Source organism: Intrasporangium zincisolvens, from assembly GCF_034724055.1.
GTDB lineage: Bacteria > Actinomycetota > Actinomycetes > Actinomycetales > Dermatophilaceae > Monashia > Monashia zincisolvens.
Genome location: NZ_JAWIIL010000005.1, coordinates 272,366 through 295,934 on the forward strand (window position 1 = coordinate 272,366; position 23,569 = coordinate 295,934).

Annotated in this window: 20 protein-coding genes; 17 read left to right on the top strand and 3 right to left on the bottom strand. The window is 72.7% G+C overall.

The features are described 5' to 3' along the window. Nucleotides 1-134: 134 nt before the first annotated feature. A complete protein-coding gene (valS, locus tag RY076_RS15615; RefSeq protein ID WP_323099690.1) occupies nt 135-2,789 on the bottom strand; it encodes a valine--tRNA ligase in 2,655 nt (884 codons plus the stop codon). Between the two features lie 177 nt (nt 2,790-2,966). On the opposite strand from valS, the gene RY076_RS15620 reads away from it, so the two are divergent. The 12 genes from RY076_RS15620 (at nt 2,967) to RY076_RS15675 (ending at nt 16,577) form a co-directional block, all read left to right on the top strand. Then, the gene (locus RY076_RS15620; protein WP_323099693.1) at nt 2,967-3,743 is read left to right on the top strand and encodes a lysophospholipid acyltransferase family protein; all 777 of its coding nucleotides are present in this window, start codon (nt 2,967-2,969) and stop codon (nt 3,741-3,743) included. Between the two features lie 57 nt (nt 3,744-3,800). Further along, a complete protein-coding gene (locus RY076_RS15625) occupies nt 3,801-4,583 on the top strand; it encodes a TIGR03936 family radical SAM-associated protein (RefSeq protein ID WP_323099696.1) in 783 nt (260 codons plus the stop codon). A gap of 206 nt (nt 4,584-4,789) precedes the next feature. Then, nucleotides 4,790-8,125 (top strand): Rne/Rng family ribonuclease, encoded by a 3,336-nt coding sequence (locus tag RY076_RS15630; RefSeq protein ID WP_323099699.1) that lies wholly within the window; start codon nt 4,790-4,792, stop codon nt 8,123-8,125. 123 nt (nt 8,126-8,248) lie between these two features. Next, complete coding sequence (gene rplU / locus RY076_RS15635) at nt 8,249-8,557, top strand: 50S ribosomal protein L21 (RefSeq protein ID WP_323099701.1); 309 nt, start codon at nt 8,249-8,251, stop codon at nt 8,555-8,557. Between the two features lie 36 nt (nt 8,558-8,593). Continuing rightward, nucleotides 8,594-8,863, top strand: coding sequence for a 50S ribosomal protein L27 (gene rpmA, locus RY076_RS15640; RefSeq protein ID WP_323099703.1), 270 nt, complete (start codon nt 8,594-8,596; stop codon nt 8,861-8,863). 131 nt (nt 8,864-8,994) lie between these two features. Further along, nucleotides 8,995-10,527: a GTPase ObgE gene (obgE, locus tag RY076_RS15645; protein ID WP_323099705.1), complete on the top strand. Its 1,533-nt coding sequence runs from the start codon at nt 8,995-8,997 to the stop codon at nt 10,525-10,527. 40 nt (nt 10,528-10,567) lie between these two features. After that, on the top strand, nt 10,568-11,692 hold the full coding sequence (locus RY076_RS15650; protein ID WP_323099706.1) for a sensor histidine kinase: 1,125 nt from the start codon (nt 10,568-10,570) through the stop codon (nt 11,690-11,692). Continuing rightward, nucleotides 11,689-12,435, top strand: coding sequence for a LytR/AlgR family response regulator transcription factor (locus RY076_RS15655; RefSeq protein ID WP_323099709.1), 747 nt, complete (start codon nt 11,689-11,691; stop codon nt 12,433-12,435). The genes RY076_RS15650 and RY076_RS15655 overlap by 4 nt, the downstream gene beginning before the upstream one ends. Next, on the top strand, nt 12,432-12,899 hold the full coding sequence (locus RY076_RS15660) for a hypothetical protein (protein WP_323099712.1): 468 nt from the start codon (nt 12,432-12,434) through the stop codon (nt 12,897-12,899). The genes RY076_RS15655 and RY076_RS15660 overlap by 4 nt, the downstream gene beginning before the upstream one ends. Nucleotides 12,900-12,908: 9 nt before the next feature. Further along, the gene (locus tag RY076_RS15665) at nt 12,909-14,468 is read left to right on the top strand and encodes a sodium/solute symporter (RefSeq protein WP_323099714.1); all 1,560 of its coding nucleotides are present in this window, start codon (nt 12,909-12,911) and stop codon (nt 14,466-14,468) included. A 178-nt stretch (nt 14,469-14,646) separates the two neighbouring features. Beyond that, entirely contained in the window at nt 14,647-14,937 is a 291-nt protein-coding gene (locus RY076_RS15670) for a DUF485 domain-containing protein (protein WP_323099840.1), read from the top strand. Beyond that, nucleotides 14,934-16,577, top strand: a complete 1,644-nt coding sequence (locus tag RY076_RS15675) for a solute symporter family protein (RefSeq protein ID WP_323099717.1) — start codon at nt 14,934-14,936, stop codon at nt 16,575-16,577. Before RY076_RS15670 ends, RY076_RS15675 begins: the two co-directional genes overlap by 4 nt. Before the next feature lie 92 nt (nt 16,578-16,669). On the opposite strand, the gene proB is transcribed toward RY076_RS15675, so the two are convergent. Continuing rightward, nucleotides 16,670-17,782, bottom strand: coding sequence for a glutamate 5-kinase (gene proB / locus RY076_RS15680; protein WP_323099720.1), 1,113 nt, complete (start codon nt 17,780-17,782; stop codon nt 16,670-16,672). Between the two features lie 98 nt (nt 17,783-17,880). On the opposite strand from proB, the gene RY076_RS15685 reads away from it, so the two are divergent. From RY076_RS15685 to RY076_RS15700, 4 genes are all read left to right on the top strand, one after another. After that, nucleotides 17,881-18,549 (top strand): GntR family transcriptional regulator, encoded by a 669-nt coding sequence (locus RY076_RS15685; RefSeq protein WP_323099723.1) that lies wholly within the window; start codon nt 17,881-17,883, stop codon nt 18,547-18,549. 18 nt (nt 18,550-18,567) lie between these two features. Next, nucleotides 18,568-19,587: a 1-aminocyclopropane-1-carboxylate deaminase gene (locus tag RY076_RS15690; RefSeq protein WP_323099726.1), complete on the top strand. Its 1,020-nt coding sequence runs from the start codon at nt 18,568-18,570 to the stop codon at nt 19,585-19,587. A gap of 76 nt (nt 19,588-19,663) precedes the next feature. Further along, complete coding sequence (locus tag RY076_RS15695; protein WP_323099728.1) at nt 19,664-20,947, top strand: glutamate-5-semialdehyde dehydrogenase; 1,284 nt, start codon at nt 19,664-19,666, stop codon at nt 20,945-20,947. Nucleotides 20,948-21,055: 108 nt separating this feature from the next. Then, entirely contained in the window at nt 21,056-21,751 is a 696-nt protein-coding gene (locus tag RY076_RS15700) for a class I SAM-dependent methyltransferase (RefSeq protein ID WP_323099731.1), read from the top strand. Here RY076_RS15700 and RY076_RS15705 read toward each other — a convergent pair. Then, the gene (locus RY076_RS15705) at nt 21,736-22,881 is read right to left on the bottom strand and encodes a glycosyltransferase family 2 protein (RefSeq protein ID WP_323099733.1); all 1,146 of its coding nucleotides are present in this window, start codon (nt 22,879-22,881) and stop codon (nt 21,736-21,738) included. The genes RY076_RS15700 and RY076_RS15705 overlap by 16 nt on opposite strands. Before the next feature lie 93 nt (nt 22,882-22,974). Here RY076_RS15705 and RY076_RS15710 point away from each other — a divergent pair, with 93 nt between their 5' ends. After that, on the top strand, nt 22,975-23,565 hold the full coding sequence (locus RY076_RS15710; protein WP_323099735.1) for a DUF402 domain-containing protein: 591 nt from the start codon (nt 22,975-22,977) through the stop codon (nt 23,563-23,565). Nucleotides 23,566-23,569: the final 4 nt, after the last annotated feature.

Genomic DNA, 23,569 nt, shown 5'->3' on the forward strand with positions numbered 1-23,569 from the left:
TGCCGCGGGGGACGACTCGACCGTGCGACCCCGCCGATCGTTGTCGTCCTGACACGTCGCCCGTCCAACCGGGTGCCGGGGACGACCGTGGGCGGCCCCCGGCCGGGGACCGCCCACGCAGCAGGTCAGGGTGGTCAGGCCCGGGCGCGGTCCTTCTCGACGGGCACGAGGTCGGCGTCGCGGACCTCGATGCCGTCGCCCTCGGCGTAGGCGAGGTCGGTGATGCGCCCGCTGGCGCGCAGGTCCGCCTCGGCGGCGCGGACCCGCTCGAGCTCCTCGGGCAGGCCGACCAGGGTCATGGTGCGGATCTCGGCGCGCATGCCGAGCTTGGCCTCGGACTTGACCTTGCGGACCGACGCCAGGGCCTGTCCGACGGTCACGAGCACGGCGGCGTCGCCACCGGCGGGAAGCGCGTCACGGGTGGGCCAGGTCTGGCGGTGCAGCGAGCCCTCACCGAACCACGACCACACCTCCTCGGTGGCGTACGGGATGAACGGAGCGAGCAGGCGCAGCAGGGTGTCGAGCGCGAGCCGCAGCGCCGCCCGGGCCGAGGCCGCCTCGGCGTCGCCCTGGCCGCCGTAGGCGCGGTCCTTGACGAGCTCGAGGTAGTCGTCGCAGAACGTCCAGAAGAACGTCTCGGTGACCTCGAGGGAGCGGGTGTAGTCCCAGGCCTCGAACCCGTGCGTCGCCTTGTCGACGACGTCGCCGAGCGCCGCGAGCATCGACAGGTCGAGCGGGTTGGTCACGGCGGCGCGCAGGTCGCCGGAGACGTCACCGAAGCCGAGGGCGAACTTGCTCGCGTTGAGCACCTTGATCGCGAGGCGACGACCGACCTTCATCTGGCCGGTGTCGTAGGCCGCGTCGGTGCCGAGGCGTCCCGACGCCGCCCAGTAGCGCACGGCGTCGGCGCCGTGGGCCACGACGACGTCCTCGGGCGTCTCGGCGTTGCCCTTGGACTTGCTCATCTTCTTGCGGTCGGGGTCGAGGATCCAGCCGCTGATGGCCGCGTTGCGCCACGGCACGGTGCCGTGCTCGAAGTGGGCGCGTGTCACCGTGGCGAAGAGCCAGGTGCGGATGATGTCATGGGCCTGCGGGCGCATGTCCATCGGGAAGATCGCCTCGAACAGCTCGGCGTCCGAGCCCGGGCCCTCGCCGCCGCGCACGGGCCAGCCGGCCGCGATCTGCGGGGAGAGCGAGGACGTGGCCCACGTGTCCATGATGTCGGGGTCGGCGACGAAGCCGCCCGGCACACCACGCTGGCTCTCGTCGTAGCCCTCGGGCACGTCGATCTGCGGGTCGACGGGCAGCGCCGACTCGGGGGCCACGATCGGGTGGTCGTGGTCGGTCTCGCCCTCGGCGGTGACCGGGTACCAGACCGGGAACGGCACGCCGAAGAACCGCTGACGGCTGATGAGCCAGTCGCCGTTGAGGCCCTCGACCCAGTTCTTGTAGCGCGAGCGCATGAAGGCCGGGTGGAAGTCGACCTCGTCGCCGCGGGCCACGAGGGCCGCACGCAGGTCGGCCTCGCGGCCGCCGTTGCGGATGTACCACTGGCGCGAGGTGACGATCTCGAGCGGCTTGTCGCCCTTCTCGTAGAAGTTCGCCTTGCGCTGGGTCTTCTGCGGCTCGCCGTCGAGGTCGCCCGACTCGCGCAGCGCGGCCACGACGGCCTCGCGCGCGCTGAACGTCGTCTTCGTCGCGAGGTGCTCGGCGTAGAGCGCCTCGCCGGGGCCGCCGGCGAGCCACTCGGGCGTGTCGGCCTGGAGGCGTCCGTTGCGGGTGACGAGCGAGCGGATCGGCAGCCGCAGCTCGCGCCACCAGATGACGTCGGTGAGGTCACCGAAGGTGCAGCACATGGCGATGCCGGCGCCCTTGTCCATCTCGGCTGCGTGGTGCGCGACCACCGGCACCTCGACGCCGAAGAGCGGCGAGGTGACCGTCGTGCCGAAGAGCGGCTGGTATCGCTCGTCGTCGGGGTGGGCGATGAGGGCCACGACCGACGGGATGAGCTCGGGACGCGTCGTCTCGATGAAGACCGGCTCGCCGCCGTCACGGTGGAAGGCGACCCGGTGGTAGGCGCCCGGGTAGTCGCGGGCCTCGAGCTCTGCCTGGGCCACGGCGGTCTGGAACGTCACGTCCCAGAGGCCGGGCGCCTCGCTCTGGTAGGCCTCGCCGCGCTCGAGGTTGCGCAGGAACGCCTGCTGGGCCACGGCGCGCGAGCGCTCGTCGATGGTCCGGTAGGAGATGTCCCAGTCCAGCGAGAAGCCGAGACGGCGGAACAGCGACTCGAAGGTCACCTCGTCCTTGACGGTGAGGACGTCGCACAGCTCGATGAAGTTCTTGCGGCTGATCGGCTGCTGGTCGGCCGCCTTGATCGCCTTGCCCTTGGCGTCGACGCCCTCGCTGAACGGCGGCTCGTAGCCCTCGACGTAGGGGAGGGTCGCGTCACCGCGCACGCCGTAGTAGTTCTGCACGCGACGCTCGGTGGGCAGGCCGTTGTCGTCCCAGCCGATCGGGTAGAACACCTCGAGGCCCTGCATCCGCTTGTAGCGCGCCATGCAGTCGGTGTGGGTGTAGGAGAACACGTGCCCGACGTGCAGGCTCCCAGACGCGGTGGGCGGGGGCGTGTCGATGGCGAAGACCTGCTCGCGCGGCAGCTCCAGGGCCCGTGTCCGGTCGAAGGCGTAGGTCTGCTCGTCCTTCCATACCTGCATCCACTTCTCCTCGAGGCCGTCGAGCGTCGGGCGCTCGGGGATCCGCGAGGTCGTGGGTGCAGGTGCGTCAGTCATGCGCCCAATCCTTCCATGCGGCCCGGGATGCCCTCGACCGCGTTACCGCGGGGCCGGTCGCGGCCCGTGACACCGCTCACGTGGTCACCGTTGGGCACGCTCACCGCGGCGCGCGTCGGGCCCATCCGCCGGTGTGGGACGTGCCGAGGTCGGCGGCGACAGGGCAGCATGTCCCCCATGGAGCCGGTCTACTCGTCGGTCATCGGGTTCGCCCGAGGCGTCTTCGCCCTGCAGGGCCTGCACTTCACGATCCTCGGCGACGAGAACGTGCCCCGCGTGGGTGGTGCCGTCATGACGGTGAACCACACCGGCTACTTCGACTTCGCCTACGCGGGCCTCGCGGCGCGGCGCTCGGACCGGCTCGTGCGGTTCATGGCCAAGGACGGCGTCTTCAGCCACCCGGTCAGCGGTCCGCTCATGCGGGGCATGCACCACATCCCCGTCGACCGCACCGCCGGCGCCGCCTCCTACGAGGCCGCCGTCGAGGCCCTCCGCGACGGCGAGATCGTCGGTGTCTTCCCGGAGGCGACGATCTCGCGCTCCTTCGAGCTCAAGGCCTTCAAGAACGGCGCGGCGCGGATGGCCGCCGAGGCCGGGGTGCCGATCCTGCCGACCGTCATCTGGGGGTCGCAGCGGGTGTGGTCCAAGGGCCTGCCGCGCCGCCTCGGCCGCACCAACGTCCCGATCCTCATCAACGTCGGCGAGCCGATCCCGGTGGCGCCCGACGCCGACCCCGACGAGGTGACGGCCCGCTACAAGGCCGTCATGCAGGAGCTGCTCGACGTCGCCCGCGCCGCGTACGAGCCGCTGCGTGGCGCCGACCTGCGCTACCTGCCGGCGAGCCTCGGCGGCACCGCCCCGACGCTCGAGGAGGCCGACCGCCTCGATGCTCAGGAGGCGCAGGAGCGTCGCCGCCTGGCCGACGAGCGGCGCGGCTTCGCGACGGAGGACTGACGCCCGTCAGCGACGCGGGTTCGGGGCCACGGCGGCTGCGCCGGTAGCCTTCCGCGCATGGCTCGTCAGGCTCGTCAGCGCGTCCCCGAGGGTCCGCCCCCGGCCCCCGCCGTCCAGAAGCTCCGCATCCGCTACACCAAGCGCGGACGCCTCCGCTTCACCTCGAGCCGCGACTTCCAGCGCGCCCTGGAGCGGGCGCTGCGTCGCGCCGACGTGCCGATGGCCTTCTCGGCCGGCTTCCACCCGCACCCGAAGATCAGTTATGCGAACGCCGCGGCGACGGGAACGGCGTCCGAGGCGGAGTACGTCGAGATCGCCGTCACCTCCCGCGTCGACCCGGAGTCGGTGCGGGTCGCCCTCGACGAGGCGCTGCCCGACGGCATCGACATCGTCGAGGTCGTCGAGGCGGCCCCCGGCGCGCTCGCGGACCGGCTCGAGGCCAGCGACTGGCTCCTCGTCTACGACGGGCTGCCCGTCGACGTGCTCACGGACGCGGTGGAGGCCCTCCTCGCACGGGAGGTCGCCGAGGTGACGCGTGTGACGAAGTCGGGCCCCCGGACCTTCGACGTGCGCGGGGCGATCGTCTCCGCCCGCACCGGGCGCCCGGCCGACACGGCGGTCGTGAACGGCGACGTGGCCGCCTCGCTCGCGATCCCGGCCGACTGTGCGATACTGCGCATGGTCGTACGACACACCACACCTGCCGTACGCCCCGACGACATTCTGACCGCGCTGCGTGAGATCGCCGACCTGCAGCCTCCGCGTCCGCCACTGGTGACGCGTCTGGCGCAGGGACCGCTCGACACCGCAACCGCGAGGGTGACCGACCCACTGACATGACCAACCGGCCATGACGGCGAACCGGCTGCCGACGAGAGCGCCGACGGCACGAGGGACCGGGGCCGCGCCCAGCGCGAACCGGGACCGGGTGTAACGCATCGACTTCCGTCACGGGTCACACCGGGACGACTCAAACCGCGTTTCGAGCGGTGGCGACGGCCCAGGCCGCGGTGTGGGTCACACCGCTCCTGACGGGAGGCTGCCAAATGGCACCCAACGACACCACCGGATCGACCGAAGGCACCGAGGCCACCACCGCGACCGGGGCCCCGAACCTCTTCGACGGCGATCACACCGCCGACGCGCCCAGCGCGCCGGCCCCGCGCAAGCGGGCCTCGCGGCGCGTCACCAAGAAGGCGGCCGCCCCCGCGCCGGCCCCCGAGCCCACCGAGCCCACCGGGCCCGCCTCGGAGAGCGCCGCAGAGGCTAGCGAGGCTCCCGAGGCCGCGGAGGCCACCGACGCCGCACCGGCCCGCACCCCGCGCAAGCGTGCGAGCCGCACGACCAAGGCCGCGGCGTCCGGCGAGGCGCCCAAGGCGACGCGGACGCGCCGCAAGAAGGCCGAGCCCACCGAGCCCACCGAGCCCACCGAGCCCACCGAGCCCACCGAGCCCACCCAGCCCCCCGAGCCCCCCGAGCCCACCGAGCCCACCGAGCCCACCGAGCCCACCGAGGTCGCGGAGTCCGTGGAGGCGACCGACACCACGCAGGCACCCGACGAGACGCCTGCCGAGGCCCCCGCCGAGGAGACGCCCGGCCGACGCCGCCGCAGCTCCAAGCGCGACCGTGCCGCCGCCGCGCTCGAGGAGCTCGTCGCCAGCGTCGACGAGCAGGCCGACGAGCTCGAGGACGACGAGGACGCCGAGGACGCCGACGAGGAGTCCGAGGAGGTCGACCCCCTCGCGGCCGTCCCGAGCTTCAGCGTCCTCTTCCAGGCCCCCGACACGAGCAGCGTCCCGACGCGCCGGTCGCGCAGCCGCCGCCCGCAGCCCGAGGACCATGACGCCGCCGGCGAGCAGGCCGACCTCGAACAGTCCGACGCCGACACCGCTGCCGCGGAGGACGCCGATGGCTCCGCCGAGGAGCAGGAGGACCGGGAGACCGGAGACGACACGACGCAGCGCCGCTCGCGCCGGCGCCGTGGCGGCAAGGGCCGCCGGGGTCGGGGCTCGGACGCCGAGTCCGACCAGGACGCCGAGGACGAGTCCGACGAGGACGCGTCGAACGAGCCGGAGAGCGGCCGGGGCCGGCGCACCCGCAGCCGTGCGGCCCGCGACACGCAGGACGCCCGAGAGCCCGACGCGTCGGCTGAGGAGCCCGGCGAGGGCACCGAGGGTGACGAGGAGACCGGCTCGAGCCGTCGCCGTCGCCGGCGTCGCCGTGCCGGATCAGGCAGCGACGCCGCTGAGGACAGCCCCGGCGTCTCGACGCGCGTGCGCCAGCCGCGCAGCGACGAGCCGGTCGCGGTCAAGGGCTCGACGCGCCTCGAGGCCAAGAAGCAGCGCCGCCGCGAGGGCCGCGAGGCCGGTCGCCGCCGCACCATCATCACGGAGGCCGAGTTCCTCGCCCGCCGCGAGGCCGTCGACCGCGTCATGGTCGTGCGCAACAAGGACGGCCGCACCCAGATGGGCGTCCTCGAGGACGACGTCCTCGTCGAGCACTACATCGACCAGGCCACCAACGTGTCGATGGCCGGCAACATCTACCTCGGCCGCGTGCAGAACGTGCTGCCCTCGATGGAGGCGGCGTTCGTCGACATCGGCAAGGGCCGCAACGCCGTGCTCTACGCCGGCGAGGTCAACTGGGACGCCGCTGGCCTCGAGTCCGGCCAGCCCAAGCGCATCGAGAACGCGCTCGGCTCGGGCCAGACCGTCCTCGTCCAGGTGACCAAGGACCCGATCGGCCACAAGGGCGCGCGCCTCACCTCGCAGATCAGCCTGCCCGGCCGCTACCTCGTCTACGTGCCGAACAGCTCGATGACCGGCATCAGCCGCAAGCTGCCCGACACCGAGCGCGCCCGCCTCAAGAAGATCCTGCGCGAGGTCGTGCCGGACTCCGCGGGCGTCATCGTGCGCACGGCCGCCGAGGGCGCGAGCGAGGAGGAGCTGCGCGCCGACGTCGAGCGCCTCACCGCGACGTGGGAGGACATCCAGGCCAAGGCCGAGGCCGGCTCCACCCCGCGCGCCGGCAAGAGCAAGGGCAAGAAGAAGAACGGCGGCAGCGGCTCCGCGACCGGCGGATCGGCCCCGATGCTCCTGCACGGCGAGCCCGACCTCACCGTCCGCGTCATCCGCGACGTCTTCAACGAGGACTTCAAGCAGCTGGTCGTCTCCGGCGAGCAGGCCTGGCAGGAGATCCACCCGTACATCACGGCTGTGGCCCCCGACCTCGCCGACCGCGTCACGAAGTGGACCTCGGAGGAGGACCTCTTCACCCACCACCGCGTCGACGAGCAGCTGTCCAAGGCCATGGACCGCAAGGTGTGGCTGCCCTCAGGCGGTTCGCTCGTCATCGACCGCACCGAGGCGATGACCGTCGTCGACGTCAACACCGGCAAGTTCGTCGGTTCGGGCGGCAACCTCGAGGAGACCGTCACCAAGAACAACCTCGAGGCGGCCGAGGAGATCGTTCGTCAGCTGCGGCTGCGCGACATCGGCGGCATCATCGTCATCGACTTCATCGACATGGTCCTGGAGAGCAACCGCGACCTCGTCGTGCGACGCCTCCTCGAGTGCCTGGGCCGCGACCGGACCAAGCACCAGGTCGCCGAGGTCACCTCGCTCGGGCTCGTGCAGATGACCCGCAAGCGCGTCGGGTCCGGCCTCATCGAGGTCTTCTCGCACACGTGCGAGCACTGCAACGGCCGCGGCTACGTCATCTCCACCGACCCCGTCGACAAGGGTGCCCACCAGCACGAGCCGGCAGGCGACAGCCGCCGGCGTGGCGGGCGCGGCTCCGGCGGTCAGGGCACCCAGGGCACCCAGGGCAACCAGGGTGGTCAGGGTGGCTCGGCCCACCAGGGCGGCTCCGGCCAGGGATCCCAGGGCGCGAACGCCCAGGCGCCGGCCGCCCACGACGCTGCCGCCGACCACAAGCCGTCCGGGCCGACCGCGGCCCAGATCGCCGCGGCCGCGCACGCGGCCGCGATCAAGGGCGCGACGACCGCGGCCGAGCAGATCGAGCAGCTCGAGCAGCTCGGGCAGGCGGCCGGGGCGGCGACGTCGGGCCGGTCCGCCGATGGCCACCCGCATGCCTTCCCGGAGGACTCCGGCCCGTGGGGCGGCGACGACGCCCCGATCGCCGAGAAGGACGCCGACGCGTCGGCGGCTGCCGAGGCGGGCACCCCGGTCGAGCTCGAGTCCGACGTGCCCGGTGCCGTCGACGAGCAGCCCGAGCCCGCTGCCGAGCCGACGCCCGAGCCCGCTGTCGAGCGGACGCCGGAGCCGGCGCCCGCCGCGCGCGGACGCCGTCGCCGCGGCCGCGTCGTGGCTCCTGCCGGCCCGCCCAAGGCGACCGCTGACGGCGGTGCCGAGGGCGCCTGACCTCGGTTTGGAGCAGCACGCTCCTGCCGGTACCCTTGATCCTTGGTGCGCCCACCGGGCCCGTGTTGACGGGCCGGTTCCGAAAGCGGCGATCACCCCTGAACGAAGAGAGTGAGTTTCACTGTGTACGCGATTGTTCGCGCTGGCGGTCGCCAGGAGAAGGTCTCGGTGGGCGATGTCCTGCTCATCGACAAGGTGACGGGTCAGCCCGGCGACGCCGTCGAGCTCGCGCCGCTGCTCCTCGTCGACGGCACGACCGTCACGTCGGATGCCGCCAAGCTGTCGAAGGCGTCGGTCAAGGCCGAGGTCGTGAAGGCCGCCAAGGGCCCGAAGATCACGATCATGAAGTACAAGAACAAGACGGGCTACCGGAAGCGTCAGGGCCACCGCCAGCCGCTGACCCAGGTCAAGATCACCGCGATCGACGCCTGACCCGGCCGACACACAGACCTCACAAGGAGCAACGACATGGCACACAAGAAGGGTGCGTCCTCGACCCGCAACGGTCGCGACTCGAACGCACAGCGACTCGGCGTCAAGCGCTTCGGCGGCCAGCAGGTCAACGCGGGCGAGATCCTCGTCCGTCAGCGCGGCACGCACTTCCACCCGGGTGAGGGCGTCGGTCGCGGTGGCGACGACACGCTGTTCGCCCTCGTCGCCGGCGCCGTGAAGTTCGGCAGCAAGCGCGGCCGCAAGACCGTCAACATCGAGCAGCCGGAGACCGCTGCCGCTGAGTGATCGCCTCGATCACCACTGATGTACCGGAAGGGCGGGCCCGCGCGGCCCGTCCTTCCGCCTTTCCCGGGCCACCCGGCACTCCGATCGTGCGGAGGCCGCCGGCCCACCCTGAACTGGAAGAGTGACCTCCCATGGCAGTGACCTTCGTCGACCGTGTCGTGCTGCACCTGGCCGCCGGCAACGGCGGGCACGGCGTCGCGTCGGTCCACCGTGAGAAGTTCAAGCCGCTCGGCGGCCCGGACGGCGGCAACGGTGGTCACGGCGGGTCGGTCGTGCTGCGCGTCGACCCGCAGTCCACGACGCTGCTCGACTACCACCGCCACCCGCACCGCAAGGCCGGCAACGGCGCCCCGGGCGCCGGCGACGAGAAGAACGGCGCCGACGGCGCCGACCTCGTGCTGCCGGTGCCGGAGGGCACGGTCGTCAAGGACGCGTCGGGCGCGATCGTCGCCGACCTCGTCGGGATGGGTACCGAGCACGTCATCGCGCGGGGCGGGCGCGGCGGCCTCGGCAACAAGGCGCTGTCGTCGGTGCGGCGCAAGGCGCCGGGCTTCGCGCTGCTGGGTGAGCCGGGGGAGGAGATCGACGTCGTCCTCGAGTTGAAGACGCTCGCCGATGTCGCCCTGATCGGCTTCCCGAGCGCGGGCAAGTCCTCGCTCGTGTCGGTGCTGTCCGCCGCGCGGCCGAAGATCGCCGACTACCCGTTCACGACGCTCGTGCCCAACCTCGGTGTCGTCACAGCCGGCTCGAGCCGGTTCACCGTCGCCGACGTCCCGGGCCTCATCCCAGGCGCCCACGAGGGCAAGGGCCTGGGCCTGGAGTTCCTGCGCCACGTCGAGCGCTGCTCCGTGCTGGTCCACGTCATCGACTGTGCGACGCTCGAGCCCGGCCGCGACCCGATGACCGACCTCGACGTCATCGAGAACGAGCTGTCGCTCTACGTGCCCGACGCCGACCTCGGCGGCCGCCCGATCGCCGAGCGCACCCGCATCGTCGTGCTCAACAAGGCCGACGTGCCCGAGGCGCGCGAGCTCGCCGAGATGGTCAAGCCCGACCTCGAGGCCCGCGGCCTCGAGGTGTTCATCGTCTCGGCCGTGGCCCACCAGGGGCTGAACGAGCTGGGCTTCGCCATGGCGCGCCACGTCGAGCAGGCCCGCAAGGAGATCGAGGCCGAGGCCGCCGTCCCGAAGCGGGTCGTGCTGCGCCCGCGCTCGGTCGACGACCAGGGCTTCACCGTGGCCAAGGAGAACGGACCCGACGGCCCGTTCTACCGGGTCACCGGTGAGCGCCCGGTGCGCTGGGTGCGCCAGACCGACTTCAGCAACGACGAGGCCGTCGGCTACCTCGCCGACCGGCTCGCGCGCCTCGGCGTCGAGGACCGGCTGTACAAGGTCGGCGCCGTCGCGGGCGACACCGTCGTCATCGGCGCCACCGACGACGCCGTCGTCTTCGACTGGGAGCCGACCCTGCAGTCCGGCGCCGAGCTGCTCGGCGTGCGCGGCACCGACCTTCGCCTCGACGACGCCTCCCGCCCGACCCGCGACGAGAAGCGCGAGGCGATGCGCGACCGCTACGCCGCGCGCGCCGCGACGCAGGAGGAGCTCGACGCCGAGCGCCGCTCGGGCCTGTGGCACCTGCGCGACGAGGACACCGACGACGCCTGAGCCCCGCTCACGGGGGTCGCGCGGCCTCTAGGGTGTGCGCATGAGCACCTGGGGCGCGCTGCTGCGTCGCGGTCACCTCGGCACGCAGGCCGACCGGGCCGCGTACCGGACGCTGCACACCGCCCTGCTCGCGTCGCCGCCGCTGCGCGCCGGGCTGACACCGCAGGCGGCGGAGCGCTCGCTCAAGCACCTGCGCTCGCTGCTCGGCGCGCCGGCCGTCGCGATGACCGACACGACGCGTCTGCTCGCGTGGGAGGGCGGCCGGGCCCACCACGCCCAGCAGCCGGTCGTCATCGCTGCCGGAACCCTGCAGCACGGGCGGGCCGCCGTGGTCGGAGGTCCCGACGTCGCCTGCGGCGAGCCGTCGTGCATCGTGCGGCAGGCGGTCGTCGCCCCGCTCGACGTCGAGGAGAAGGTCGTCGGCACGCTGCAGGTCTTCACCGACCAGGCCTCGGCGGGTCTGGTCCGCGCGACGAACGAGGTGGCCCGGTGGGTGTCGGGCCAGCTCGAGCTCGCCGAGCTCGACGCGTCGCGGACGCGCCTCATGGAGGCCGAGGTGCGGGCGCTGCGGGCCCAGATCAGCCCACACTTCGTGTACAACTCGCTCACCGCGATCGCCTCGTTCACGCGCACCGACCCTGAGCGAGCGCGCGAGCTGCTCCTCGACCTCGCCGAGTTCACCCGGTACTCCTTCCGTCGCCACGGCGAGTTCACGACGCTCGCCGAGGAGCTGCGCTCGATCGAGGCCTACCTCGTCATCGAGAAGGCCCGCTTCGGCGACCGCCTCACGGTGACGCTGCGCGTCGCGCCCGAGGTGCTGCCGGTCGTCGTGCCCTTCCTGTGCCTGCAGCCGCTCGTGGAGAACGCCGTGCGCCACGGCATCGAGGGCCGCGCCGGGCCGGGGGAGATCAGCATCCTGGCCCAGGACGTCGACCAGGAGTGCGTCGTGACGATCGAGGACAACGGCGTCGGGGAGGACCCCGCGCGGGTGGCCCGCGTGCTCGCCGGCGACCCGGCGAGCGACTCGGTGGGCCTGGCCAACGTCGACGAGCGGCTGCGCGCCGCGTACGGCGACGAGTACGGTCTCGTCGTCGAGACCGCCCAGGGCGCCGGCACGAAGGTCGTCGTCCGGCTGCCGAAGTTCCGCCCCGGAGTGCACGTATGACCCCCACGACGCTGCGGGTGCTGGCCGTCGACGACGAAGCGCCGGCCCTCGACGAGCTGGTCTGGATGCTCGGCCGGCACGAGTGCGTCGGCGAGGTGCTGCCGGCGCAGTCGGGGGAGGCGGCGCTGCGGGTGCTGCACGAGCAGACCGTCGACGCGATCTTCATGGACGTGCAGATGCCGGGGCTCAGCGGCCTCGACCTCGCGCGCGTCCTGTCCCGGTTCACGGCCCAGCCGCCGGTCGTCTTCGTCACGGCCCACGAGCAGCACGCCGTCGACGCCTTCGAGCTCAACGTCGTCGACTACGTGCTCAAGCCGGTGCGCGACGACCGCCTCGACCAGGCCGTCCGCAAGGTGGTGCGTCGCGTGGAGGGCGAGGCGGCGGCGCCGCCGGCCCCGGACGAGAGCATCGTCGTAGAGCTGGCCGGGGTGAGCCGCCTCGTCGCGCGCTCGGAGGTGCTCTACGTCGAGGCGCAGGGCGACTACGCACGGCTGCACACGGCATCGGGAAGCCACCTCGTGCGTGTGCCGCTGACGACGCTCGCCGACCAGTGGCGCGACGCCGGGTTCGTGCGGATCCACCGGTCTTCGCTCGTGTCGCTCGCCCACATCAGCGAGTGGCGCACCGAGGGCGGGCGCACGACCGTCGTCGTCGGCGGGCACGAGCTCGTCGTGAGCCGGCGGCACACCCGCGCGCTGCGCGACCTGCTCGCCGGCCGGGCCCAGCCGCGGGGGCGGACGTGACCCCCGACGCACCGCAGGACGGCCCCGGCGCGGCGTCGGCACCGGCGTCATCACCGGCGTCGGCACCGGCGTCGGCACCCGCGTCGGCACCCGCGTCGGCGCCACCGGCGCGGGTGCGCGTCACGAGCCCACGCACCGCGGCCGCCCGGACGCGCACGACGTCGATCGCCTCGGAGATCGACGAACAGACCACGCTCGGCGAGGTGTACATCACCTCGCTCATGCGCAGCCAGCTGCGGCTCGCGCTCGGTGTGGCCGCGGTGCTCGCCGCGACCCTCGGAGCGCTGCCGCTCGTCCTGCACGCGTGGCCCGCGATCGGCCGCGCCGACGTGCTCGACGTCCCCCTGCCGTGGGTCCTGCTCACGCTCGTCGCCTTCGCCGAGATCATCGGGCTCGGCAGGGTCTACGTGCGCCTGGCCGAGCGCAACGAGGAGAGCTTCAGCGACCTGCTCGACGGGCGCTGAGGGCCGGCCGTGAACAGCGTCGTGGGTGTCGTCGCCGTGGTCGTCGTGTCGGTCGCGTCGCTGGCCGTCGGGGCGTTCGGGCTGCGCCTGTCGCGCACCATGAGCGACTTCTACGTCGCCTCGCGCGGGGTGAGCCCGATCCTCAACGCGTCGGCGATCAGCGGTGAGTACCTCTCAGCCGCAAGCTTTCTCGGTGTCGCCGGGCTCATCCTCGCGCGCGGCGTCGACATGCTCTGGCTGCCGGTCGGGTGGACCGCCGGCTACCTGCTGCTGCTCGTCTTCGTCGCCGCGCCCCTGCGGCGGTCGGGCGCCTACACGCTGCCCGACTTCGCCCAGCTGCGCCTCGAGTCGCTGCCGGCCCGGCGCCTGTCGAGCCTGCTCGTCGTCGGCATCGGCATGCTCTACCTCATCCCGCAGTTCCAGGGGGCCGGCCTGACGCTGCGCACCCTGACCGGTGCGCCGTCGTGGGTCGGGCAGTTCGCCGTCGCGTTCGTCGTGTGCCTCAGCGTCCTGCCCGGCGGGATGCGCAGCGTGACGCTCGTGCAGGCGTTCCACTACTGGCTCAAGCTCGTCGCGCTGCTGACGCCGCTCTTCTTCCTCGTCGGGGCGTTCGCCCGGCGCGACCCCGCGACCGTCGTCGCGGCCGTCGACGTCGCCGACTGGGTCGAGCCGCTGCGTGGACCGAACGCCCTCTACCTGACGTACTCGCTCGTGCTCGCGACGTTCCTCGGCACCATGGGGCTGCCGCACGTCGTCGTGCGGTTCTACACCAACCGTGACGGGCGCGCCGCGCGCCGCACGACGCTCGTCGTCCTGACGCTGCTGTCCGGGTTCTACCTGCTGCCGGTGCTCTACGGCGTGCTCGGCCGCCACGTCGCGGGAGACCTCGTCGCGAGCGGGCGCACCGACTCGGTCGTGCTCGAGCTGCCGAGCCGGCTGCTCGACGGGGCCGCGGCCCAGGGGCTGACGGCCCTGCTCGCCGCGGGCGCCTTCGCGGCCTTCCTGTCGACGTCGACGGGCCTCGTGGTGTCGGTGGCCGGCGTGCTGAGCCAGGACCTCGTCCGGTGGGGCTCCGGTCACCGCCAGGGCATCGCCTCCTTCCGCGTCTCCACCGTGCTCGCCGTCGTCCTCGCAGTCCTGCTCACCGTCGCCTCCGCAGGTGTGCCCGTGGCGCACGCGGTCGAGCTGGCGTTCGCCGTCGCGGCCTCGACGTTCTGCCCGATGCTCGTGCTCGGCATCTGGTGGCGCGGGCTCACCGCGCCGGGGGCGATCTGCGGGCTCGTCGTCGGGGGAGGGCTGTCGATGGCGTCGGTCGTCGCGACGACCTTCGGCATCGCGACCGACGGCCGGCTCGGCGTCCTCATGAGCCAGCCGGCCGCCGTCACCGTGCCGGTGGCGTTCGCGACGATGGTGCTCGCCTCGCTCGCGACGCGCTCGCGCCGACCCGAGCACGTCGCCCGCACGATGGTCCGGCTGCACGCGCCCGAGCACCTGCACCTCGACCGCGGGCCGTTCCACCCCGTCGGCTCGACCGCTCATCGCGCGAACGCGACCGCTCGTCGCGGCTGAGTCCGCGCACGGCGACGACCTCGGCCGCTCGGCGACGCCTGCCGCGCTGAGGCCTCCGGGCAGGTGCCCACGCTCCTACGGTGGCACTCGCCCGATCACCCACCACAGGAGGTGGCCAGTGAGCAAAGAAGCTCCAGAGCGCGTGGCCGACGACCCGAACGTCGACCCGAACGTCGCCATGCAGGAGTCGGCCGAGTTCGCCGAGCTGCGAACCAAGTTCCGCCGCTTCGTGTTCCCCCTGACCGCGCTGTTCCTCGCGTGGTACTTCCTCTACGTCCTCCTCGCCGTGTTCGCCAAGGACTTCATGGCCACGCGCGTCTTCGGCAACATCACGTGGGGCCTCATCCTCGGCCTCCTCCAGTTCGTCTCCACCTTCGTCATCACGATGTACTACGCGCGCTGGGCCGACCGGGAGTTCGACCCGGCCGCGGAGGCCCTCGCCCAGAAGATGGGAGGGCACCACCAGTGAGCGCCGTCGCGACCTTCGCCCCCGCCGCCACCACGGTCGGCAACCCGGCGATCAACATCGGCATCTTCGCCCTGTTCGTCGTCGTCACCCTCGCCATCGTCATCCGCGCCTCGCGCAACAACCGCAGCGCCGCGGAGTACTACGCCGGCGGCCGCGCCTTCACCGGCCGCCAGAACGGCATCGCCATCGCGGGCGACTACCTGTCGGCGGCGAGCTTCCTCGGCATCGCGGGAGCCATCGCCCTCAACGGCTATGACGGCTTCCTCTACTCGATCGGCTTCCTCGTCGCCTGGCTCGTCGCGCTGCTGCTCGTCGCCGAGCTGCTGCGCAACGTCGGCAAGTACACGATGGCCGACGTGCTCAGCTTCCGGCTGCGCCAGCGCCCGGTCCGCATCGCGGCGGCGATCTCGACGCTCGTCGTGTCGTTCTTCTACCTGCTCGCCCAGATGGCAGGCGCCGGTGGCCTCGTCGCACTGCTGCTCGGTGTCGAGGGGGCGGTCGGCCAGCGTGTCGTCATCGCCGTCGTCGGCCTCATCATGATCTTCTACGTCATCTACGGCGGCATGAAGGGCACGACGTGGGTGCAGATCATCAAGGCCGTACTGCTCATCATCGGCGCCGGCATCATGACGCTCTGGGTCCTCGGCCAGTTCGGCTTCAACCTCAGCCAGCTGCTCGGTGACGCCGCCGCCTCGGCCCCCAAGGCCGCCGACGGCAGCACGCGCGACCTGCTCGCGCCGGGCCTGCAGTACAAGAACCCGATCGACTTCATCTCCCTGGCCATGGCCCTCGTGCTCGGCACGGCCGGCCTGCCGCACGTGCTCATGCGGTTCTACACGGTGCCGACCTCGCGCGAGGCCCGCCGCTCGGTGGTCTGGGCGATCTGGCTCATCGGCATCTTCTACCTGTTCACCCTCGTCCTCGGCTTCGGTGCCGCCGAGCTCGTCGGGGCCAAGGAGATCAAGGCCGCGCCCGGGGCCGTCAACTCGGCAGCACCGCTGCTCGCGTTCCACCTCGGTGGCGAGATCCTCCTCGGGATCATCTCGGCGGTGGCCTTCGCGACGATCCTCGCGGTCGTCGCCGGCCTGACCATCACCGCGAGCGCGTCGCTGTCGCACGACATCTACAACACCGTCGTCAAGCACGGGAAGGCGACGCCGGAGGAGGAGGTCAAGGTCGCGCGGATGTCGGCGCTCGTCCTCGGCGCCATCGCGATCGTCGGCGGCATCTTCGCCCTGGGCCAGAACATCGCGTTCCTCGTCGCCCTCGCCTTCGCCATCGCGGCGAGCGCGAACCTGCCGACGATCCTCTACTCGCTGTTCTGGAAGCGGTTCAACACCCGGGGCGCGCTGTGGTCGATCTACGGCGGTCTCGTCAGCGCGATCACGCTCATCGTGTTCTCGCCGGTGGTGTCGGGCAAGCCCATCGACCCCGCGACGGGCAAGAGCCCCTCGATGCTCCAGGGCGTCGACTTCCACTGGTTCCCGCTCGACAACCCGGGGATCATCTCGATCCCGCTCGGCTTCCTGCTCGGGTACATCGGGACGGTGACGAGCCGGGAGTTCAACGCCGCGAAGTACGCGGAGATGGAGGTCCGCTCGCTCACCGGTGTCGGCGCGGAGACCGCGACGCAGCACTGAGCACGGCGAGCAGCTCGAGCAGCTCTGTCGCAGAAGCGGTCACGCGCCCACCCGGACGCGTGGCCGCTTCTGTCGTGTCCTCTTGAGTTCGCCTAGAGCACGACGAGGTCGTCGCGGTGGATGACCTCGCGCTCGTACTCGGGGCCGAGGTCGCGGGCCAGCTCGCGCGTCGAGCGGCCGAGGAGCGCGGGCAGCTCGGCGGAGTCGTAGTTGACGAGGCCGCGGGCCACGGCCGTGCCGTCGGGCCCGCAGACGTCGACGGGGTCGCCCTCGTGGAAGGTGCCCTCCACGGCGACGATGCCGGCGGGCAGCAGCGACTTCTTGCGGTGCACGAGGGCCGCGACGGCGCCGTCGTCGACGACGAGCCGCCCGCGTGCCGTCGTCGCGTGCTCGAGCCAGAGGCGGCGCGAGCGACCGCGCACGCCGATGGGCAGGAAGACGGTGCCGACGTCGTCGCCGGAGAGCACCTGCACGACGCGGTCGGCCGCGGTGACGGTCGTGACGACGCCCGCGGCGGTGGCGATGCGTGCCGCCTCGATCTTCGTCGTCATGCCGCCGGTGCCGACCTTCGACCCGCTCCCGCCGATCTCGACGCCGACGAGGTCCTCGGGGCCGCGGACGAGCGGGATGCGGGTGGTGCCGGGGCGCGTGGGCGGGCCGTCGTAGAGCGCGTCGACGTCGGAGAGCAGCACGAGGGCGTCGGCGTCGATGAGGTGGGCCACGAGGGCCGCGAGCCGGTCGTTGTCGCCGAAGCGGATCTCCGAGGTGGCCACGGTGTCGTTCTCGTTGACGATGGGCAGGACGCCGAGGTCGAGGAGGCGCTCCAGGGTGCGGCGGGCGTTGGCGTAGTGGGTCCGACGCGTCACGTCGTCGGCGGTGAGCAGCACCTGCCCGACGGTGATGTCGTGCCGGCCGAAGGCCGCCGTGTAGCCGGCGAGGAGGGCGCCCTGGCCGACCGACGCCGCGGCCTGCTGGGTTGCGAGGTCGCGCGGACGCGTGCCGAGGCGCAGCGGGTGGATGCCGGCGGCGATGGCGCCGGAGCTGACGAGCACGACCTGCGTGCCGTCGCCGTGGCGTCGGGCGAGGGCGTCGGACAGGGCGACGAGCCGGTCGTGGTCGATGCCGCCGTCCGGACCCGTCAGCGAGCTCGACCCGACCTTGACGACGAGGCGCCGGGCGGTGGCGATGACGGATCGGGGAGACACGGCTCGACTGTAGTGACGCGTGTGCCCGCCCGGGTGCGGTGTCCACGTCCGGCAGGTCGTCGTTGACACCGCGAGCCGAGCGATGTGCAATATATTGCATGCCGATCCCGAGCGAGTCCCTCGCGCCGCGACCGCTCCTGCGCGACGACGTGCACCAGCGCCTGCGCGACGCCATCGTCGACGGCACCCTGACGCCGGGGGAGCGCCTGCGCGACCAGGACCTCGCCGCGTGGCTCGGGGTGAGCCGCACGCCCGTGCGCGAGGCGCTGCTGCGCCTCGGCCAGGCGGGGCTGGTCCACGCGGCCCCGGGCCGGTCGACGACGGTCGCCACCCTCGACGCACGCGCCATCCGCGACGCGCAGGCCGTCGTCGCCTCGATGCACCGGCTCGCCGTCGAACAGGCGGTGCCGCAGCTCGGGCCCGCCGACCTCGAGGCCATGCGGGAGGCCAACGACCGCTTCGCCGATGCGCTGCGCCGGGGCGACGCCGAGGCTGCCGTGACCGCCGACGACGCCTTCCACACCGTCGCCGTGCGGGCCGCGGCGAACGCCGCCGTCGAGAGCGTCCTCGACCAGTTCACGCCCGTGCTGCGCCGCCTCGAGCGGCTCCGGTTCGGCTCGCTCCCGGGCCGCGCGTCCGTCGCCCTCCACGAGCGGATCATCGACCGGTGTGCGGCCGGCGACGCCGCGGCCGCCGCCGACGTGGCCCACGAGACCTGGGAGACCCTCCGCCCCCTCATCGAGACCCTCGAGTCCGAGAACGCCTGACCTGCAAGGAGATCCATCGTGTCGATCCATGACTTCGAGCGCTACCCGCTGACCTTCGGCCCCAGCCCGGTGCACCGGCTCGACCGCCTCACGGCCCACCTTGGCGGCGCCGACGTCTGGGCCAAGCGGGAGGACGTCAACAGCGGCCTGGCCTTCGGCGGCAACAAGACCCGCAAGCTCGAGTACATCGTGCCCGACGTGCTCGCGAGTGGTGCCGACACCCTGGTCTCGATCGGCGGCTACCAGAGCAACCACACGCGGCAGGTCGCCGCCGTCGCGGCGAAGCTCGGCCTCGGCTGCCGGCTCGTGCAGGAGCGGTGGGTCGACTGGGACGACCCGGTCAACGACCGCGTCGGCAACATCCTGCTCTCGCGCATCATGGGCGCCGACGTCCGGCTCGACCCGCACGGCTTCGACATCGGCATCCGCCCCTCGTGGGAGGAGGCCATCGCCGAGGTCGAGGAGGCAGGCGGTCACCCGTACGCGATCCCGGCCGGCGCGTCGGAGCACCGCCTCGGTGGACTCGGCTTCGCGAGCTGGGCGTACGAGGTGGCCGGGCAGGAGCGGGACCTCGGCGTCTTCTTCGACACGATCGTCGTGTGCACCGTCACCGGCTCGACCCACGCCGGCATGATCGCCGGCTTCGCCGCCCTCGAGGACGCCGGTGGACGCCCGCGGCGGGTCATCGGCATCGACGCGTCGGCCACCCTCGAGAAGACCCGCGACCAGGTCGGGCGCATCGCCGCACACACGGCTGCGCTCATCGGCCTCGAGCGCGACCTGCGCGACGACGAGGTGACCGTCCTTGCGGGCTGGGCCGGCGACCTCTACGGCGTCCCGGTCGCCTCGACCGTGGAGGCGATCCGGCTGTCCGGCCGGCTCGAGGGGATGATCATCGACCCCGTCTACGAGGGGAAGTCGATGGCAGGGCTCGTCGACCTCGTCACGTCGGGGGAGATCCCGAAGGACTCCACCGTGCTCTACGCCCACCTCGGCGGCCAGCCGGCCCTCAACGCCTACAGCAGCGTCTTCGACTGAGCACCCGGGGCCGGGCCGTCGTCCAGCCCGCGGAAACGGGGCGAGGGCCGACGTGGCGCCGACCTACCCTTGGACCATGGAACGGACGATCGACCCCGCCGTCGTCGAGCACGTGGCACACGTGGCCGACGGCGCACGCGTCGCCTCCCGCCGGCTCGCCCTCATGTCACGGGCCGAGAAGGACGCCGCCCTGCTCGCCCTCGCCGACGCCGTCGACGCCGCCACCACGGCCATCGTCGCGGCCAACGCCGAGGACCTCGCCCGCGGCCGCGAGGCCGGGATGTCCGAGAGCCTGCAGGACCGCCTGCGCCTCGACGGGCAGCGCGTCGCCGCAGTGGCCCAGGCCCTGCGCGACGTGGCGGCGCTGCCCGACCCGGTCGGCGAGGTCGTCCGCGGCTCGACGCTTGCCAACGGCCTGCAGATCCGCCAGGTACGGGTGCCGATGGGCGTCATCGGGATGATCTACGAGGCCCGCCCCAACGTCACCGTCGACGCCGCCGGGCTCGCCCTGAAGTCCGGCAACGCGGTCATCCTCCGCGGCGGGTCGGCCGCCGCGAGCACCAACCACGCGCTCGTCGAGGCGCTCCGCGGCTCCCTCGCGGCGCAAGGGCTCCCGGCCGACGCCGTCAACCTCCTCGAGGAGGGCGGCCGCGATGCCGCGCGGGCCCTCATGACCGCTCGCGGGCGCGTCGACCTCGTCATCCCGCGTGGGGGCGCCGACCTCATCCAGACCGTCGTCACCGAGTCCACCGTGCCCGTCATCGAGACCGGCGTCGGCGTCTGCCACGTGTACGTCGACCGCGCGGCCGACCTCGACAAGGCGCGCGCCATCACCCTCAACGCCAAGACGCACCGCCCGAGCGTCTGCAACGCCGCCGAGTCACTCCTCGTGCACCGCGCCGTCGCCGCCGACTTCCTGCCCAAGACGCTGACCGACCTCGCCGGCGCCGGCGTGCGCCTGCACGTCGCGCCCGAGGTGTCCGAGTACGCCGAGGCCGCCGGCGCGGCCTACGATCTCGCGTCCGAGACCGACTTCGGCACGGAGTGGCACGGCCTGGAGATGAGCGTAGCCGTCGTCGACGACCTCGACGAGGCGATGGACCGGATCCGCCGGTACGGCACCGGGCACACCGAGGCGATCGTCACCGAGGACCGGGGCGCCGCACGGCGGTTCACCGCCGAGGTCGACGCCGCCGCCGTCATGGTCAACGCCAGCACCCGGTTCACCGACGGCGGGGAGTTCGGCTTCGGCGCCGAGATCGGCATCTCGACCCAGAAGCTGCACGCCCGCGGCCCCATGGCCCTGCCCGAGCTGACGACGACCAAGTGGGTCGTGGAGGGCGACGGGCACGTCCGCTGAGCGGTTCCTGCGCCGGCGGTGGGAGCCCGCTGCCGACTTCGTGGGATCAGCGCAACCGCCCGACCACCGGGGTCTCGCGCGGCGACCCGGATGGCATGATGTGCCGTCATGGAAGGCACCGAGGTCCGCAAGCTCGCCCAGCTCGAGGACGAGCACTGGTGGTACCGGGAGCGGCGTCACCTGCTCGCCCGTGCCATCACCGGTCTCGCTCCCGGACGCGCCATCGACATCGGCGCCGCGGGAGGGGGCAACACCCGAGTTCTGCGTGAGCACGGCTGGGACGCAGTGGCGCTCGAGTACGGCGCGGACGGCGCGGCGGTCGCCCACGAGCGGGGGCTGGCCACGCTGCGCGGCGACGCGACGAACCTGCCGCTGGCCTCCGACTCGCTCGACCTCGTCGTCGCCTTCGACGTCCTCGAGCACCTCCAGGACGACGACGCGGCGGTGGCCGAGGTGCGTCGCATCCTGCGCCCGGGTGGCACCTACCTCGTGGCGGTCCCGGCCGACCCGCGCCTGTGGTCGAGCCACGACGTCGCCGTCGACCACGTGCGGCGCTACACCCGGGAGGGCCTGGTCGACCTGCTCGACCGGGGCGGCTTCGAGGTCGCCGACGTGCGGTCGTGGAACGTGCTGCTGCGCCCCGTCGTCGCGATGCGGCGCCGGACGAGCTCGGGCTCGGACCTCGAGGACCTCAACCCCGTGGTCAACCTCGGACTGCGCGCCATCATCACCGCCGAGCGGTACCTGCCGGTCGGCGGGCTGCCCGGCGTCAGCCTCCTTGTGCGGGCTCAGCCGCGCAGCTGACCCGCCTGCGCCGAGGGGTGCCCGTCGCCGGCGGGCGCCACGTGGCCCGCAGTGTCGGGCGTGACCGGCACCGACGCATCAGCCGCGTCCGCCGAGACCGCCGAGACGTGCACCGACGCGTCGGCCGGGTGCGCCACGAGGTGGGCGTCTGAGGGCTGCGCCGGCAGGGGCGTGTCGGTCGGGCCGTGCCCGGCGGTGGCCGCCGTCATCGAGTCGTAGGCGATGAAGTAGGTCGGCCGGCCCTGCATGTGCGCGTACATCCGCCCGATGTACTCGCCGAGGATGCCGACGCAGACCAGCTGCACCGCGCCGACGCCCGAGACGATCGCGACGGTGGAGGTCCAGCCGGCCACGGTGTGGCCCTGGGCGCGCGCGACGAGCGTGTAGAGGAAGAGCAGCACCGCGAGGACCGCACCGGCGAACCCGGCGAAGGTCGCCACCCGCAGCGGCGCCGTCGAGAAGCCGGTGAGCGAGTCGAGCGAGAGCTTGATCATCTTGATCAGGGGGTACTTCGAGTCGCCCGCCGCGCGTTCCTCGCGCTTGTACTCGACGGTGTCGGACGGGAAGTTCAGCGCCGGCACGATGAAGCGCAGCACGCGGTTGTGCTCCGGGAGGCTGTTGATCGCGTCGACCGTGGCCCGCGACATGAGGCGGTAGTCGCCCGCGTCGGCGTGCGCGCTCGTCGGGGACATGAGCTGGATGAGCCGGTAGAACGACTGGGCCGAGACCCGCTTGAACCACGTGTCGGTGGAGCGGTCGTTGCGCACGCCGTAGACGACGTCGACGCCGTCGTCCTTCGCCGCCGCGAGCATCTGGGGGATGATCTCTGGCGGGTCCTGAAGGTCGGCGTCGATCGTCACGACGTAGTCGCCGAGGGCGCTGACGAGCCCCGCCGAGATCGCGGCCTGGTGCCCGGCGTTCGCGCGCAGGCGCAGGACCCGCAGCTGCGGCCACTCGCGGTGGTAGCGCTGCAGGAGCGCCGCCGTGAGGTCCTTGCTGCCGTCGTCGACCGCGACGACCTCGTACGGCGAGCCGAGCCCGTCGAGGATCGGGCGTAGCCGCTGCACGAGGAGGGGGAGCACCTCCTCCTCGTTGTACATCGGGATGACCACGGACAGCTCGGGAACCATGCGAACAAGGGTACGGCCGCCGATGGGTGCCCCCTGTCAGCTCGCTGTGCCCGCGCTGTCGCGCGCACGCGCGGGCGGCGCTAGCGTGCCCGGGTGAGACATCCCACCGACGAGCCGCCACCGGGCGGCCTGGCCCCCGGCACCCCCGTCGCCGGTCGTTTCACGAAGTGGGGAGAGCGTCCCCACTGGCAGTGGACCGGCGTGTACGTAGGGTCCGACGAGCACGGCCACTGGTGGTACGCACCGCCCGGCACCCGCTGCGTCCGCCCGGGCGCGGACTTCTTCGGGGAGCACGACTGGGTGTCGCTCGCCCCGCACGACGGCGGCTGGGCAGCCGGGTTCTACCCGGACGACAAGGAGATCTCCGTCTACGTCGACATGACGACCGTGCCGCGCTGGCAGCGCCGCGACCCGGCCCTGGACCACTGGGGTACCGAGGGGCCCGAGTGGGAGGTGACGATGGTCGACCTCGACCTCGACGTCGTCCTCACCCGCGAGGGGCACCTCTACGTCGACGACGAGGACGAGTTCGACGAGCACCGGGTCAGCCTCGGCTACCCGCCCGAGGTCGTGGCGCTCGCCGAGGCCACCCGCGACACCGTCCTCGCGGCCGTCGCCCGGGGGGACGAGCCGTTCGGCTCGGTCGGGCACGCGTGGCTGCACCGGGCGCGGACGATAGGCTGACCCC